The 14587-nt window shown below is 60.0% G+C and carries 14 protein-coding genes and 2 tRNA genes; 11 read left to right on the forward strand and 5 right to left on the reverse strand.

Annotated elements, in window-relative coordinates; genetic code table 11:
• Positions 1 to 343: 343 nt before the first annotated feature.
• Positions 344 to 871, forward strand: coding sequence for a CPBP family intramembrane glutamic endopeptidase (locus HMPREF2978_RS00745; protein WP_070525655.1), 528 nt, complete (start codon positions 344 to 346; stop codon positions 869 to 871).
• Between the two features lie 126 nt (positions 872 to 997).
• On the opposite strand, the gene mgtE is transcribed toward HMPREF2978_RS00745, so the two are convergent.
• A complete protein-coding gene (gene mgtE / locus HMPREF2978_RS00750; RefSeq protein ID WP_070525657.1) occupies positions 998 to 2362 on the reverse strand; it encodes a magnesium transporter in 1365 nt (454 codons plus the stop codon).
• 85 nt (positions 2363 to 2447) lie between these two features.
• Between mgtE and HMPREF2978_RS00755 the strand changes: the two genes are divergently transcribed.
• A complete protein-coding gene (locus HMPREF2978_RS00755; protein ID WP_246818705.1) occupies positions 2448 to 3350 on the forward strand; it encodes a DUF2262 domain-containing protein in 903 nt (300 codons plus the stop codon).
• Here HMPREF2978_RS00755 and crtI read toward each other — a convergent pair whose 3' ends face one another.
• Both crtI and HMPREF2978_RS00765 read right to left on the reverse strand, forming a co-directional pair.
• The gene (gene crtI / locus HMPREF2978_RS00760) at positions 3351 to 4862 is read right to left on the reverse strand and encodes a phytoene desaturase family protein (RefSeq protein ID WP_070525659.1); all 1512 of its coding nucleotides are present in this window, start codon (positions 4860 to 4862) and stop codon (positions 3351 to 3353) included.
• Between the two features lie 5 nt (positions 4863 to 4867).
• Positions 4868 to 5725 carry a phytoene/squalene synthase family protein gene (locus HMPREF2978_RS00765; protein ID WP_070525661.1) on the reverse strand — a complete coding sequence of 286 codons (858 nt, stop codon included), beginning with the start codon at positions 5723 to 5725 and terminating at the stop codon, positions 4868 to 4870.
• A gap of 93 nt (positions 5726 to 5818) precedes the next feature.
• Here HMPREF2978_RS00765 and HMPREF2978_RS00770 point away from each other — a divergent pair, with 93 nt between their 5' ends.
• Both HMPREF2978_RS00770 and HMPREF2978_RS00775 read left to right on the forward strand, forming a co-directional pair.
• Positions 5819 to 6559, forward strand: coding sequence for an ABC transporter ATP-binding protein (locus HMPREF2978_RS00770; protein ID WP_010191300.1), 741 nt, complete (start codon positions 5819 to 5821; stop codon positions 6557 to 6559).
• A 3-nt stretch (positions 6560 to 6562) separates the two neighbouring features.
• The gene (locus HMPREF2978_RS00775) at positions 6563 to 9109 is read left to right on the forward strand and encodes an ABC transporter permease (protein ID WP_070525663.1); all 2547 of its coding nucleotides are present in this window, start codon (positions 6563 to 6565) and stop codon (positions 9107 to 9109) included.
• Positions 9110 to 9134: 25 nt separating this feature from the next.
• On the opposite strand, the gene HMPREF2978_RS00780 is transcribed toward HMPREF2978_RS00775, so the two are convergent.
• Together HMPREF2978_RS00780 and HMPREF2978_RS00785 are read right to left on the reverse strand one after the other, a co-directional pair.
• A complete protein-coding gene (locus HMPREF2978_RS00780) occupies positions 9135 to 9494 on the reverse strand; it encodes a FluC/FEX family fluoride channel (protein WP_070446091.1) in 360 nt (119 codons plus the stop codon).
• Complete coding sequence (locus HMPREF2978_RS00785; RefSeq protein ID WP_070743540.1) at positions 9491 to 9808, reverse strand: fluoride efflux transporter family protein; 318 nt, start codon at positions 9806 to 9808, stop codon at positions 9491 to 9493. Before HMPREF2978_RS00785 ends, HMPREF2978_RS00780 begins: the two co-directional genes overlap by 4 nt.
• An 83-nt stretch (positions 9809 to 9891) precedes the next feature.
• On the opposite strand from HMPREF2978_RS00785, the gene pgm reads away from it, so the two are divergent.
• The 7 genes from pgm to HMPREF2978_RS00820 all read left to right on the forward strand — a co-directional run bounded on the left by pgm (position 9892) and on the right by HMPREF2978_RS00820 (position 14309).
• The gene (gene pgm / locus HMPREF2978_RS00790; RefSeq protein WP_070743544.1) at positions 9892 to 11508 is read left to right on the forward strand and encodes a phosphoglucomutase (alpha-D-glucose-1,6-bisphosphate-dependent); all 1617 of its coding nucleotides are present in this window, start codon (positions 9892 to 9894) and stop codon (positions 11506 to 11508) included.
• 11 nt (positions 11509 to 11519) lie between these two features.
• A complete protein-coding gene (locus HMPREF2978_RS00795; RefSeq protein ID WP_070525669.1) occupies positions 11520 to 11981 on the forward strand; it encodes a MauE/DoxX family redox-associated membrane protein in 462 nt (153 codons plus the stop codon).
• Positions 11982 to 11998: 17 nt separating this feature from the next.
• Positions 11999 to 12466 carry a MauE/DoxX family redox-associated membrane protein gene (locus HMPREF2978_RS00800; protein ID WP_070446099.1) on the forward strand — a complete coding sequence of 156 codons (468 nt, stop codon included), beginning with the start codon at positions 11999 to 12001 and terminating at the stop codon, positions 12464 to 12466.
• Between the two features lie 58 nt (positions 12467 to 12524).
• On the forward strand, positions 12525 to 13280 hold the full coding sequence (locus tag HMPREF2978_RS00805) for a DsbA family protein (RefSeq protein WP_070525671.1): 756 nt from the start codon (positions 12525 to 12527) through the stop codon (positions 13278 to 13280).
• 89 nt (positions 13281 to 13369) lie between these two features.
• Positions 13370 to 13442: transfer RNA gene (locus tag HMPREF2978_RS00810), tRNA-Ala, on the forward strand.
• 22 nt (positions 13443 to 13464) lie between these two features.
• Positions 13465 to 13540: transfer RNA gene (locus HMPREF2978_RS00815), tRNA-Ala, on the forward strand.
• Between the two features lie 34 nt (positions 13541 to 13574).
• Positions 13575 to 14309 carry a fructosamine kinase family protein gene (locus HMPREF2978_RS00820; protein WP_070743547.1) on the forward strand — a complete coding sequence of 245 codons (735 nt, stop codon included), beginning with the start codon at positions 13575 to 13577 and terminating at the stop codon, positions 14307 to 14309.
• Positions 14310 to 14587: the final 278 nt, after the last annotated feature.

The following is a 14587-nucleotide window of genomic DNA, read 5'->3' on the forward strand; positions in this document are numbered from 1 at the left end:
ACCTTTGAGCAACCACTCAACGGTGACGGGCTTCTCCGTCGTTTTGCCAGCATTACCGGCATGCGTTAACACGTCTGCACTTTCTGGTCCTGGACACGCGCACACTAGCCCATAGCGGCAATAGACCCCAATTGGGCCTAATCATGTTCACCTGAAAACGCTGATAAACAAGGCTCATACCCACCCGGGTAGCTGCCTAATTCCTAACTACTGCGAAAGGGCGATGGAAGTATGAGTTCCCCCACCTATGCTAGGGCGTCTTGTCGTCACACAGAATTGTAAACTGGGCACCGAGTTTTCTGGCTAAGTAGCCAACCCGGTCCGGGATTAGGGTACGGAGAAGATGTTTGAATTCCTTTTGTTTCTCGTTCCTTCAGTGCTTTATATCATTTTTCAGCGCAAGAGAATTGGGGTTTCTCAAGCTCGGGCAAATGTGGGTTGGCGATTGGGAAGTTGGCAAACAGTAGTACTAGGCATCATCCTTTTCCCCGTGCTGATTGGAATGGGATACGCTGGTATCCGTCTTGTATCGACGGCTAGTCTGGCCATACCGGGGGTGGTTCTGTCTCAAGGGGTAAGCCTTGCTGTCATTTTCAGGGCTATAGGCGAGGAAGTGTTTTTCCGAGGATTTGTTGGCGGCTTACTTTTTCGATCCTGGGGGTTCTGGGGTGGTAACACGCTCCAAGCGGGAGTTTTTCTTCTGCCTCATTTGATGTTGTTGAGCTTCGATGCGCAGTTGTGGCCCATACTTCCGGTTCAGTTTCTCTGCGGGTGGATCCTGGGAGTGGTGCGATACCGCTCGGGAAGCGTCATTGAATGCGCAATATTGCACGCTGCTATTAACCTTGCAATTGGACTGCTTGCGGGATAAGCGAAGGATTGTGCGCGGGCGCTCAGGGCGGTTAGTGGCTGTCAATTCGCACCAAAGATTGGGGAGCGTGCCTATTTGTCACGTAGCAGTCCTCGTACGGCTTCGCGGACACTCTTCTGTATCCAGTTAGATTCCTAAGACGGACTTTGCAATGAAGAAGTAGATGATCAAGCCCGTTGCATCACAGAAGGTAGAGATGAATGGGTTAGAGAAGACCGCAGGGTCCGCGCCAACAGTCTTAGCCACAATGGGCATGAGACCACCAACAGTCGCGGACATCGAACAAATGAGAAACAGCGTGGAGCCGATGACGAGGCCGATATCGAGGCCATAGATGACCGTCGCCAAGATAAGACCGGCCAGCCCCAGTACGGCGCCGAGCAACATTCCGACGCGCAATTCCCGCCACATGACTGCCAAGAGGTCGCGCGTGCGGACGTCGCCAAGCGCGAGCGCGCGGGTCACAGTAGTAGCTGCCTGGTTTCCTGTATTGCCGCCCGTGCCGGTGAGCAGAGGGATGAACAGAGACAGTACAACTGCCTTGGCCAAGGTGTCCTCGAAGGAATCGAGAACCCGCACGGTCAACAGAGCCGATACGGCGAGAACGAGCAGCCAGAGAATGCGGGAGCGGACGAGCTTGAGAAGGGGCGTCGACAAGTACGGCTGCTGGAGAGCTTCCGTACCGCCGGAACGAGCCGAGTCCTCGCTGTCCGCCTCTTCCATGATGTCCGTGGCATCGTCCCACGTAAGAAGACCGACGAGGCGGTGTGAATCATCCACAATCGGCAGCGCCAGCATGTCGAGTGGCAAGAACCAGCGGACGGTCTCCTCGGCGTCGGCAGTTGCGTATGCATACACCGGCTCTTTCATGATGTCCTCAATGAGGATGCCACGCTCAGCAGTGAAGAGTTCGCGCAGGCTAACGACGCCCACCAAGCGCCGGTCCTTGCGCGTTACAGGAACGGTATAGATGGTCTCTAGCTCATCGGCGTTGTCGCGGAGGGTGCGCAGGGCTTCTTCCATGCTCATTTCCGGGTGGATATCGGCCACCTCTGGCGACATACGACGCCCAACGGATCCCTTCGTGTATCCAAGGATCACTCCGGTCACGTCGCGCTGGGTCTGGGTCAGCGAGCGGAGGAGGCGATCCGCGATCTCGGCGGGCAGCTCATCCAAGAGCGCCACGCGGTCTTCGGGATCCAACTCGTCGAAGAATTCGTAGACATCGGCGTTGCCCAATTCGTCGATGATGTCCGCTTGGTGCTTTGCATCAAGCGCATCAAAGACCGCGATGGACTTTTCCCGCGGCAGCAGTCTCAATGCCAACGCAGCGCGGAGAGCGTTCTGGCGCTCCACAATTGCGATGAGTTCTTGACGGGGAACGTGGGCTAAGAGCTCCTGGAGGCGAGGGGCCTTTTTAGGATCGATGGCGTCTTCTTGCTTCAGCCACGCCTCTACGGTCTCGCTGGCCTGCTCAATAGTTTCTGCCATCGCTTCGCCTTTCCACTCGACGTCAACCTCCTCAGACTACGCTATGCAGCGCTGCACGGCCTTTTCGCAGATGTACTATTGCGGCATGCTTTCCCTCTACCGTGAATTTTCGGACCATGACGTTGTTAAAACGCTACTGAGCTTCGAAGAGGCAGAGTTTCTCTTCGTCGTGGCAGACACGCCGAAGAAGTCGGTGAGCGATGATCCCTACGCTGAGGATAAAACGCACATTCAGCTCATGAGCTTGCCTGGAGTTGCTTTAAAGTTGCTGCCAGAAGGAGAGCTGATTACTGGTGACATCGCCGTGCGCTATCCGCAGCTCTTCCAGACAGTCGCAGGAAAAACGCTGTGGGACCCGCGTGAAATTACAGAACTTGAGCCTTTCAGGGTGTTTCATGCTCGGGGTAGCCACCACTTCCACGAGAGGAGTAAAGAACACTATGTCGATATCTGGGAGATTCTTCCAGATGTAGCCGACGCAGCCATGGAGCAGCTCCTTGCTCGGATTGACGTTCCGGTAGAGCTTGATTCCACATTCGGCCCGTTAGTGCTCGACCGCCGTACAAATACATTCGAAGGCAGGGCAGAAGAACTCGGAGTTGATATCAGCATCGTGTATGAAGCGGAGGAGCTTCTTCTCGCGGAGAGTACGAATCTCAAGCGAAAATTCAAGGCACCCCTCACCGTGATCAACAAGGTCCTCAGTGCCGAGTTCCTCGATGAGGTCCAGGGCTTTGCTGCTGCAAAGGCCCTCCGAGCCGCCAACCGTTGGCGCCACGACGTCGCCTTGTCCGAGGGCAACAGCGTCCCGGCGCCGGAACTCACTACCAGCGACGTATACGCCAAACTCACTCCCGTTGCCGTCGAGGTTCCCCAACGTGGGACTCTCAGCGTGGAGTTTGATGATGGCTATCTTTTTGGCGGTCACCCTGTAACAGTGAAGGTAAGACGTAACGGTAGGCCTGCAGCCCTTGAGCTCGACGCTTAATTACTGTTCGCGCATCCGCGTGAGGACGTTGTGTGCAGAAATAAGGCACATCGGCACGCCCACGCCCGGCACCGTGGTGCCACCGACGTAGTACAGATTGGGCAGCTTACGGGATTGGTTCCGGCCCCGAAAAAATGCGGACTGGCGCAGCGTATGTGCAGGGCCCACGGCGCCGCCGGACCAGGAATTGTACTGCTCGGCAAAGTCGGCGGGGCCGAGCGTGCGCTTGACGACGACCCTGTCCTCCAGATCCTCAATCCCCAACCAAGCCCCTAGCTGCGCCACGGCGGCGCGGGCGATGGCGCCCACGCGGGGAGATTCCGCAGCGCCGTAGGCATCGCCATGGCCGTAGGATTCCTCTGCCGGAACGGGGACGAGGATGAAGAGATTCTCGTAGCCTTCCGGAGCTACGCCAGGATCCGTCGCGGATGTCTTGGATACGTAGATAGACTCCGAAGCTCCCAGTGGCCGCAACGGCTCAGGGCCGTGGTAGACGGCCCTAAAATCGGGGGTCCAGTCTGTGCTGAATAGCAGTGTATGGTGTGCCAGCTGCGGAAGGGCACCCTTCACGCCGAGGAAGACTAAGACAGTACCCAGACCAGGGTCACGGTGGGCAAAGTAGCGTTCCGGATACGTTTGCAGGTCCGTGGGAAGCAGCGCGGTTTCTGTGTGGTGTAAGTCGGCGGCGGAGACGATGGCATCGGCGGGGATCGTGCGGTCGTCGTCAAGCGTGACGCCCGCCGCGCGCCCGTGCGCGTGGTTGATGGCTACCACCGCCGAGCCAAGCTCGAAGGTGGCGCCGGCTGTCTGCCGCGCGATAGCGTCGACAACGGCCGCGAAGCCCCCTAAGGGATAGCGCACGCCCTCCACCAAGTCCGTGTGGCTCATCAAGGAGTACAGTGCCGGCGCGGCCTTCGGTTCAGTGGAGAGAAACACCGCGGGGTAAGTCAGGACCTGGCGCAGGCGGTAATCCTTAAACTGGGCGGCCACCAGCGCATCGAGCGAACGAGTCAGCAGCAGCGCGAGCGTGCCCAGTCGGGTGAGGACGTCCTTGCTGAGAAGCTGCGTGGGGTGGGAGAACGTGGTGTACAAAAAGCTGCTTAGCGCCACGGCATAGATATCGGAGGAGCGCGCTAAGTAGGCGCGCACGCGCTCGCCTGCGCCCGGCTCGAGGGATTCAAAAAGCTCTGCTACGTTCTCCACGCCCGTTTCTATATCTAGGGCCGCGCCATCTTCGTTGATAACACGGTAGGCAGGGGAGAGGTCTACTAGGTCCAGCTCGCGCTCGGTACTGGTGCCGCAGGCCCGGAAAAACTCATCGAAGGCCTCCGGCATGAGGTACCACGAGGGGCCGGTATCGAAACGGAAGCCATCCACGGCCAGGCTTCCCGCGCGCCCACCAACGCTGCGTTGCTTGTCGACGACCGTCACCCGCATCCCCTCCCGCAACAGCAAGGCTGCGGTGGCAAGTCCTGCAATACCAGCGCCGATGACAACAACATGTTTGCCCATGTTCTTTAACCCTTATTCCTTGCCGCGTGTGCTGCAGCGCGGCTGATGAGGACAGCTTTCCGCGCGGCGGGCACACTGACACGGGTAGTCATGATCTCGTGCGCAGGAGTGGTGTCGAGGAGATCCGTAAGCTCCGTGAAAAGAGCCGCCGCTGCGGCTACCCCCACCCTGGAGCTCAGAGGAAGCAGGTCCATGGCCGTGCGGGCATGGGCTAAGTCTTCGCGGATATCAGCAATGATGGCGGCCTTCGTTTCCTCATCGAGTTTGTCTGGCTCACGCAGCGTAGGAAAATAAGCGCGGCCCAGCTCCGTGGAGTCTTCATGCAGGTCCCGCAGAAAGTTGATCTTCTGAAACGCGGCACCCAGGCGCTCTGCTCCTTCTTCGACGCCAGCGGGCCGAGGAGCACCGGCATAAAAAGTATCCAGGCATAGCAGCCCAATGACTTCTGCAGAGCCCCGAACGTAGGTCTTAAAAGACTCCGCTGTGTGGGAGGTGCGCGTGAGATCGCAGCGCATGGAGGCAAAGAACTCTGCAATGTGTTCGTCCTGGAACCCGCAGCGCCGCGCGGAGAGCGCGTAGGCGTGGACGACCGGGTCGGCGTGAAAACGCTGGGACGGGGCGTTGCGGACGGTGGTTTCGTAGGCGTCGAGAAGCGCGGCCGCGTCGTGGGGATTGAGTCCCGCGTCGACGATTTCATCGGCCGTGCGCACCATGGCATATAAATTACGGATGTCCACGCGCACCCGCGGCTGAAGAAGCCGTGTGGCCAGGGAAAAACTGGTGGAGTAGTGGCGCATGATCTGAGCTGCAGCTGCTTCGGCACAGCGGTCATAATGCTCCAGAGCGGAAAGAGATGCGCGCATGGAGCATATTTTAGACCACACGCGTCACATAACTTACCCAGGGCAAGATAGGGTGGTGACGTTACTTTCCCCATCTATAAGGAGAACACGTCCATGACAACCCCAACGATGACTGCTGCGGCTCGTGCCGTCGACCTGTTCAAACAATACGGTCAGGGAGATACCGCAGTTACCGCGTTGGACCACGTCGACGTTGAGTTCGCGCGCAACACTTTTACCGCCATCATGGGCCCCTCGGGCTCCGGCAAGTCCACGCTCATGCACACCATGGCGGGGCTCGATTCGGCGACGTCCGGTTCGGCCTTCATCGGTGATACCGATATGTCGCAGCTCAGCGACAAGGATATTACGGCCCTGCGCCGCGACCGCCTGGGCTTCATCTTTCAGTCCTTCAACCTGGTGCCCACGCTGACCGCGGCAGAAAACATCACGCTGCCCACCGATATCGCTGGCAACAAGGTGGATAAAGAGTGGTTCGATGAGGTCACTTCCCGCCTGGGCTTGTCCGAGCGCTTGAATCACCGCCCAGCAGAGCTCTCCGGTGGCCAGCAGCAGCGCGTGGCCTGCGCGCGCGCCCTAGTTTCGCGCCCCGAGATCATCTTCGGCGATGAGCCGACCGGCAACCTGGATTCGAACTCCTCCGCCGAGGTACTCGACATTTTGCGCACCGCCGTGGATAAGGATGGTCAGACCGTCGTTATCGTCACGCACGATGCCAAGGCCGCCTCCTACGCAGACCGCGTGGTCTTTCTTGCTGATGGCCGCCTCGTGAATGAACTCACCAACCCAACCATGGAGTCCATCCACGCCGTGATGGCAGAAATCGAGGGCTAAAGCATGGCCACAAAGAACACCATGCGCACGGTGTCCGTGCGCAACATTCTCGCGCATAAGCTGCGCCTTGCCCTGACCTTGTTGGCGGTGGTGCTCGGCACCGCGTTCATCTCGGGTTCCTTCATGTTCACTAATTCGCTGTCGAGCACCTTCGACTCCGCTGTCTCGACTGCGTTTACCGGTGTGGACGCGGCCGTGAGCCAGAAAGAAGGCGGCCCCAACCTCGACCAAAAGATGCGCGATGACATCGCCGCCGACCCCGATGTGCGCGCGGTGAACATGCAAAGCAGCCAGACGGTCGTGGTGGCGAACAAGGACGCCGAGGCCTTTCAAACTGGTGGGGGCACCTCCAGCGTGCAGCCTTACTACCCGGAGGAGCAGTCCGTCGGTGAGCCCGCCACGCTTGTCGAAGGCTCCGAGCCGAACGGGACCGGCGAAGTCCTCATTAATGATTCCGCCGCCGAAGAGTTCGGTATCCACGTCGGCGATACCCTCCTCGTGGTCCACCCGGACCAGCGTGATGAGGTGAAGGTCGTGGGCGTCGTCAAGCCTGCAGTGGACCAAGGCCCCAGCCTGACCTTGCTCATGGGGCACGAGGCCTTCGTCGAGCGCTATGGCAATTCTGCCCAGTTGAAGGTCGCGGCGGCCGAGGGCGTCGACGCCGATGCCCTCGTGGAGCACCTCAATGAAACCTTCGAGGTTAAGGCGGAATCCGGCCAGAAGCTGGCCGATGAGTTGTCGGATCAGATTTCCTCTGCCCTGAAATTCGTCAACTACTTCCTCATCGCTTTCGGCCTCATTGCGCTGTTGGTGGGCACATTTATCATTGCGAATACCTTCTCAATGATTGTGGCCCAGCGCACCAAGGAGTTCGCGCTTCTGCGTGCACTCGGCGCCTCGCGTGGTCAGATTACGCGCTCGGTGGTGACGGAGGCCTTCATCGTGGGCCTCGTGGGTTCTGCCGTGGGCGTGGTCGCAGGCATGGGCCTGGTTGCGCTCATTAAGGCCGTCTTTGCCGCCAAGGACATGCCCATGGGCGGCGGTTTGGGTCTGAGCGTCAGCGCAGTGGTCGTGCCGTTGCTTTTGGGTGCCGTGGTCACCATCATTTCCGCGTGGGCGCCGGCGCGCCGGGCGGGTGCGGTGAAACCCGTGGAAGCCATGCGCTCCACCGAGTCCGCGGCTGGTTCCTCGTTGCTCGTGCGCAGCGTTCTGGGCGGGTTGCTGCTCGTTCTAGGCATCATCTTCGCGCTCGTTGGAGTGTTTATCGATGCCTCCACAGGCATCCGCGCCTCCCTCGTGGGCCTCGGTGCGCTCAACCTCATCCTTGGTTTCTTCCTCGCCGGCCCGGCCATCTCCCTGCCTATCGTTCCGGGGATCGGCCGCGTGGTTGGTGCGCCCTTTGGCGCGGTGGGCAAGCTGGCGTCGACGAACTCGGCGCGTAACCCGCGCCGAACCGCGGCTACCGCGTTCGCCCTCATGCTGGGGGTGGCGCTAGTGACCTCGATCGGCATGTTGGGCGCGACGATGAAGGCCTCGGTTGCCGATGCCGTCGAACAGGATGCCCGCGCAGACTTCTTGCTGTCCGGTCCGACGTCCGGAAGCTTCCCGACGCCGAACGAGACGGCGCAGCGTGCCCGCGATACTGAGGGCGCTGGCCAGGTCGTAGCGATGAGTACTGCGCCGCTACAGGTGGATGGCCAGGCTTCGATGAATTATGGCCCGGAGATGTTGATTAGCCAGGTCATCGATGGCAACGCCGATGACATGCTCAACCTGACTGTGGTGGACGGTGCCGTGAATACGGGCGAGGAGCCTGGCTTCATCGCCGAGGCTGGCTTGGCTGCGGAGCATGGTTGGGAAGTCGGTCAGTCTTATGAGCTGGCCGGCCCGGATCCCTCCCGCACCGCGCAGGTGAAGCTCCTCGGCACGTATGAGCATTTTGAGATGCTTCCGGGTCTGGCCGTGTCCAAGTCTGCGGCAGAAGAGGTCGTTGACCCCGGTAGCCTTGACGTCACGGTGGTCTCCGTGAACGCGGAGGAAGGCTATGACAAGGAGAAGCTGCGCGCCAACCTGGAGAAGTCCGTCAAGGACCTCGTCGTGGTGCAGGTGCGCACCAGTGAGGAGTACGCCGGCGAGGCTGCCGGCATGATTGACCAGATGCTCACGATCCTCTATGCGCTGCTGGCCCTTGCCGTGGTCATCGCGGTCCTGGGCATTGTCAATACCCTCACGCTGGGCGTGATCGAACGCCGACAAGAAATCGGCATGCTGCGCGCGGTGGGCACCCAGCGCCGCCAGATTCGCACGATGATCACCGTGGAATCGGTACAGATTGCCCTCTTTGGTGCGCTCATGGGCATCCTCATGGGACTGGGGATGGGATGGTCCTTCATCTCCGTGCTGTCCGACGAAGGCCTCGATAGCGCGACGGTGCCGTGGCTGATGCTCGCGGTCATGTTCGTGGGCTCCGGAATCGTGGGTGTGCTGGCAGCGCTGTGGCCGGCGCAGCGCGCGGCGAAGACCCCACCGTTGGACGCCATCGCTGACTAGTGCAGACAGGGGCGTGCTAGGTAGGTTAGGCGAGAAGCGAACCTACCCACGCCCCGCGCCAGGCCACCACGATTCCCAGGCCGATGGTCCAGAAGAGATAACGCGCCAAGCGCCACCAGCGCTTGGCTTTTATCATTTCTCCCAGTTCCTTGGCCAGCGTGGACCACGTGGATAGCCCGCCAGCGAGTCCGGCTGCTAGCAGGGGGAGAAAATACTCGGGGGTGTGGGCATGCGTGGCATAGCCGTAGGCCACGCCCGCCACGGCTGCGCCAATGAGGTTAGCGGCAAAGGTACACGTGGGGGAGGGCAGCACGCGGGTGAGCAGGTAGCGCCCGCAGCCGCCGACAAAGCCACCGGCGAGTACGGCCAGGATGGAGAGAATCATGCGTGCCTCCGATCCTGCAAGCGGTCACCCATGAGGTAGGCCCCGGTGCAGCCGACGACCGTCGCCAACACGTAGGCCCCTGCCTGCGCCGGGTCGAAGCCGGAGGTGAGAAAAGCAAAGGCAGCAAAGCTGGTGAAGCCGCCTAAGAAACCTGTGCCCCAGAATGCCGGGGGTTTGGCATAGCCCATAACAGCGCTGCCGAGAACGTTGATGAGCAGCAGCGGCAGAGCGCCACCCCCGAGAAGCGAAGAAAGGCCGAAGCGGGCCAGCGCCCCGAGCGCGGCCCCGCAGCCCACAAGAAGGATCTGTGGCATAGGCACCATCCTAATTGGGATGCGAAACCAGCGTGAAGCAGGCAAGCTTAGGGTGTATCCACATCCCCAAGGAGGAAACCACCATGGCACACGAGCGCGCCGGCCAACTAGCCCAGTCTTCCGATCTCATTGACATTGCAGAGCTAGTCACCGCGTATTACACCCGCACCCCCGACGCTGATAACCCCGACCAGCAGGTTTCCTTCGGCACCTCCGGGCACCGCGGCTCCGCTTTGGATACCGCCTTCAACGAGGCCCACATCTTGGCGATTACCCAGGCCATCGTGGATTACCGCGCTGAGCAGGGGACCACGGGTGCCATCTTCATCGGCCGCGATACCCACGCTTTGTCCGAGCCCGCCATGGTCTCCGCCCTCGAGGTTCTCCTTGCCAATGGGTTGGAGGTTCGTGTGGATGACCGCGGCCGCTACACCCCGACCCCGGCAGTCTCCCACGCCATCCTGACCAACCCGGGCACCGATGGCATCGTGATCACTCCCTCCCACAACCCGCCGCGTGATGGTGGTTTCAAGTACAACCCGCCGACGGGCGGCCCAGCAGACACGGATGCCACCGACTGGATTGCAGCCAAGGCCAACGACTACCTGCGCGCTGGGCTGGAGGGCGTCAAGCGCGTGCCGGTTGACGGCGTGCTCGATGAGCGCTGCGTCAAGCACAATTACCTCGACTCCTACGTGGCTGACCTAGCAAACGTGGTGGACATGGCGGCCATTAAAAAGGCCGGTGTGCGCATCGGCGCGGATCCGATGGGCGGCGCCTCGGTGGACTACTGGGCGGCCATCGCCGAGCACTACGGGCTCAACATGACGGTGGTAAATCCCGAGGTAGACGGCACCTTCCGCTTCATGACCCTGGATACTGACGGCAAGATCCGCATGGACTGCTCCTCCCCGGACGCTATGGCTTCGTTGGTGGAGAACCGCTCCAAGTACGACCTGGCTACGGGCAACGACGCGGATTCCGATCGCCATGGCATCGTCACCCCGGATGCGGGTCTGATGAACCCGAACCACTACCTGGCTGTGGCCATTGAGTACCTATTTAGCCACCGTCCCGAGTGGGGTGAGGCCGGGGTGGGCAAGACCTTGGTGTCTTCCTCCATGATCGATCGCGTCGTGGCCAGCCTGGGCCGTGAGCTCGTGGAGGTGCCGGTGGGCTTCAAGTGGTTCGTGCCGGGGCTTGTCGACGGCTCCCTAGGTTTCGGCGGCGAAGAATCCGCCGGTGCCTCCTTCTTGCGCTTCGACGGAACTGTGTGGTCCACCGATAAGGATGGCATCATCATGGGTCTCTTGGCCGCCGAGATCCTGGCGGTGACGGGTAAAACCCCGTCCCAGCGCTACGCGGAGCTGGCAGAGAAGTACGGCGCACCGGCCTATGCGCGGACCGACGCGCCAGCTACCCGCGAGCAGAAGGCGATCCTGAAGAAGCTCTCTCCGGAGCAGGTCACGGCCACTGAGCTGGCGGGCGAGGAGATCGTCGCCAAGCTCACCGAAGCGCCGGGCAACGGCGCGGCGATCGGTGGCCTGAAGGTGACGACGGAAAACGCATGGTTCGCCGCGCGCCCGTCCGGCACGGAAGACAAGTACAAGATTTATGCCGAGAGCTTCCGTGGCGAAGAACACCTCAAGCAGGTCCAGGAAGAGGCGCAGGCGCTGGTGTCACAGGTTCTCGGAGCTTAGGCTAATGGTTTATGACAACCGCACAACGCACCTCGGTGCTTGACCTGTCCAGCGCACTCGCCCGATTCGGCATGGCCGCCGTGTGGATTATCGCCGGCATACAGAAACTGGACGCTCGGATGGAGATGGCACAGGCCATCCGGGCCTATGGCATCTTCACCCCGGAATGGTCTGAGTACTTGGCCTTCCTCATTGCGCCGCTTGAAATCGTTGGAGGGCTGCTGCTGTTGTTGGGCCTGTTCTTGAGGGAGGCGTCGGCAGTCGCTGCGGTGGTCCTGGTCCTGTTCATGGTGGGAATTTCTCAGGCGTGGGCGCGTGGGCTAGTCATCGATTGTGGGTGTTTTGGCTACGACCCCAACGACGTGAGCCAAGGCATGAACTACGCACTGACGCTGCTTCGCGACGCTTTCTTCCTCATCCTCACCGCGTGGACGATCTGGCGCCCGTATCGTCGTTACGCTCTCCACCCGTAACTTGTTAGGCTAATCCCGTGTTTAAAAACAAGATCAGCGCAACGCTTGTGCTGGACGTTATCAGTGCGTTTGCGCGATTTTATATGGCCTATGTGTGGATTAAAGCGGGAGCGTCGAAGCTGTCGGACCAGCTCGCGGTATCGCAAAGCATCAAGGCATATGAAATCTTTACCCCAGAGTGGTCCCACTATTTGTCCTATCTGATTGGCCCGCTTGAAGTGTGCGGCGGCCTGTTGCTCCTGTTGGGGCTGTTCCTTCGGCAATCGGCGTGGGTGGGGCAGATTGTCCTCGTTCTATTCATGATCGGCATCGCGCAGGCATGGGCGCGGGGACTCGGGATTGACTGCGGGTGTTTCTCCGTTAGCCCTGATGAGGACGCGCAAGTGATGAACTACATGATGACACTGCTGCGTGATGTCTTCTATTCTGTCTTAATGGTGTGGACGATCAAGCGTCCTTTCACCAAATTTGCATTGCACCCTTAACAACGGTGTGTAGGCTTTTCATCTGTTCGAACTTAAGTCATAAAGGCAAGGTTGTTTAATGAGTACAGTCAAAGACCCCAACTCCAAAGGCAATAGTGGATTCGTCTGGGGCCTCGCTGTTCTGCTGGTTATTATTGCCGTGGTCATCGGATACATCGTCTACCAAGGGCGAGGTGCACAGACCGATGCGCTGGGGGACTACGCGGCCGAGGATGTCTCCATGGAGATTTCCCTCGCGGACAATGCGGTAACCTTCAAGTCTGCGGATGCCGCAAAGGACGCAACCGAAGTAGAGCTGTACGAGGACTACTCCTGCCCACACTGTGGTGACCTGGCGAAGGAAACCGACGAGCAGATGAAGGATGCGATTGATGCGGGCGAGCTCGTCGTGCACGTGCGTACCCTCAACTTCCTCGACGGCAGCCCGAACGGCCTGGAGAGCATCAAGTCCAACACGGGCCACTCCTCCAAGGCCGCTGCTGCGATGGAACAGGTAGCAAAGACCGGTGACGCCACGCTCTACTGGAACCTGCGTAAGTACCTCATGGAGAACCAGTCCAAGGTGTACAACAAGTGGGAGATGGAAGACTTCGCTGCTGCCGCGAAGGAACTGGGCGCAGATGATGCCACGGTGAAGGCCATTGAGGAAGCCCCGGTTGGTGAAGGAAACCCGCTGGTGACCTCGAACTACGAAAAGCTTGAAAAGGAAACCGGCAGCGTATCCTCGCCGCGCATTATCAAGGACGGCAAGGACATTCCGGAGGATGACAAGACCTCCATCATGGAATGGGTCAACATCGTTACTGAGAAGTAAATTTAGCGCCCCAACTCGCGATTTGGTGAGTGAATGGGGAGCGGATATATTGATACGAGTTGCAATCTTAAAGGTTGCACCTCGTATGAGGGGCTATGGCGCAGTTGGTAGCGCACCACACTGGCAGTGTGGGGGTCACGGGTTCGAATCCCGTTAGCTCCACTTTAAAATTCAATATTGCCCTGGGGCTATGGCGCAGTTGGTAGCGCACCACACTGGCAGTGTGGGGGTCACGGGTTCGAATCCCGTTAGCTCCACCATCGGCCGTCTCTTTCGCAGAGGCGGCCTTTTTCTATGCTGGGGAGCATGGATGTTTTCACCAAGTCAGTAGCACGAGCTGATCAAGCCGAGGCAGAGGCCGCGGGCCTGCGCTGGTTAGCAGCCGCAAGAAAGGACGTCGTGGTGGAAGTTGCGGGGCTGACAGGTTCGACGATTAGTACGCGTCGAGTAGCGCAGGCGCGACCGAGTGCTGCTGCAGCGCGGGCGTTTGGTGAAGCGTTGCGGCAGGTTCATCAGGCAGGCGCCCCAGCTTTCGGCGCACCGCCAGAGGGGTGGGAAGGCGCGAACTTCATTGGGCGCGTGGAGCAACCCTGCGAACCACGCGAAGCCTGGGGTGAGTTCTACGCCGAACAGCGGGTGGTGCCATTTATAGAAGGACTTCCGGAGGGGCTGCGGGACAGCGTATATGTGGCGGCCGAAGCTATAGCCGCCGTGGATTGGGACGTTGAGCCTGCACGAATTCATGGTGATTTGTGGGCAGGGAATGTGTTGTTCCAGGAGGACACGGCGGTCATGATTGACCCTGCAGCGCACGGCGGGCATCCGTGGACGGATTTGGCCATGCTGGAACTGTTCGGAACGCCCTACTATGACGAGATACTGCGGGGCTATGGGGCGGGTGAGGAGTACCGGAAGTGGGTGCCGATGCACCAGTTGCACCCACTTGCAGTTCATGCGATGACGCATGGTCCGGCCTACTACGCTCCGCTTGAGCAGGCTGCGCATGCCACGCTTGAGACATTGCGATGAGCGCGTGACCGCTCGAAGGTTCTGCCGGGTTTTAAGGAAAAGGAGCTCTGGGTGCGCTTTTGAGCTCCGGAATTCGCGTTGCACTCGACAGCTCGACCGTCAACGATGGCTCAGTTGGTGGGCTTCGCCCTTTAAGGGCTTAGGAACCCCGGTTCTCTGCTGCATCCGGCGTGGTCTGGGATCCCCGAAATCCCCGCGCACCTTCTTGTGGTTCGTGGGTGGTGCTGTCCTGAAGGATCGCCGATATCCCCGTCAACCTGGTTGTGGTTGGCGGGTTT

Source organism: Corynebacterium sp. HMSC074C01 (assembly GCF_001814605.1).
Lineage (GTDB): Bacteria > Actinomycetota > Actinomycetes > Mycobacteriales > Mycobacteriaceae > Corynebacterium.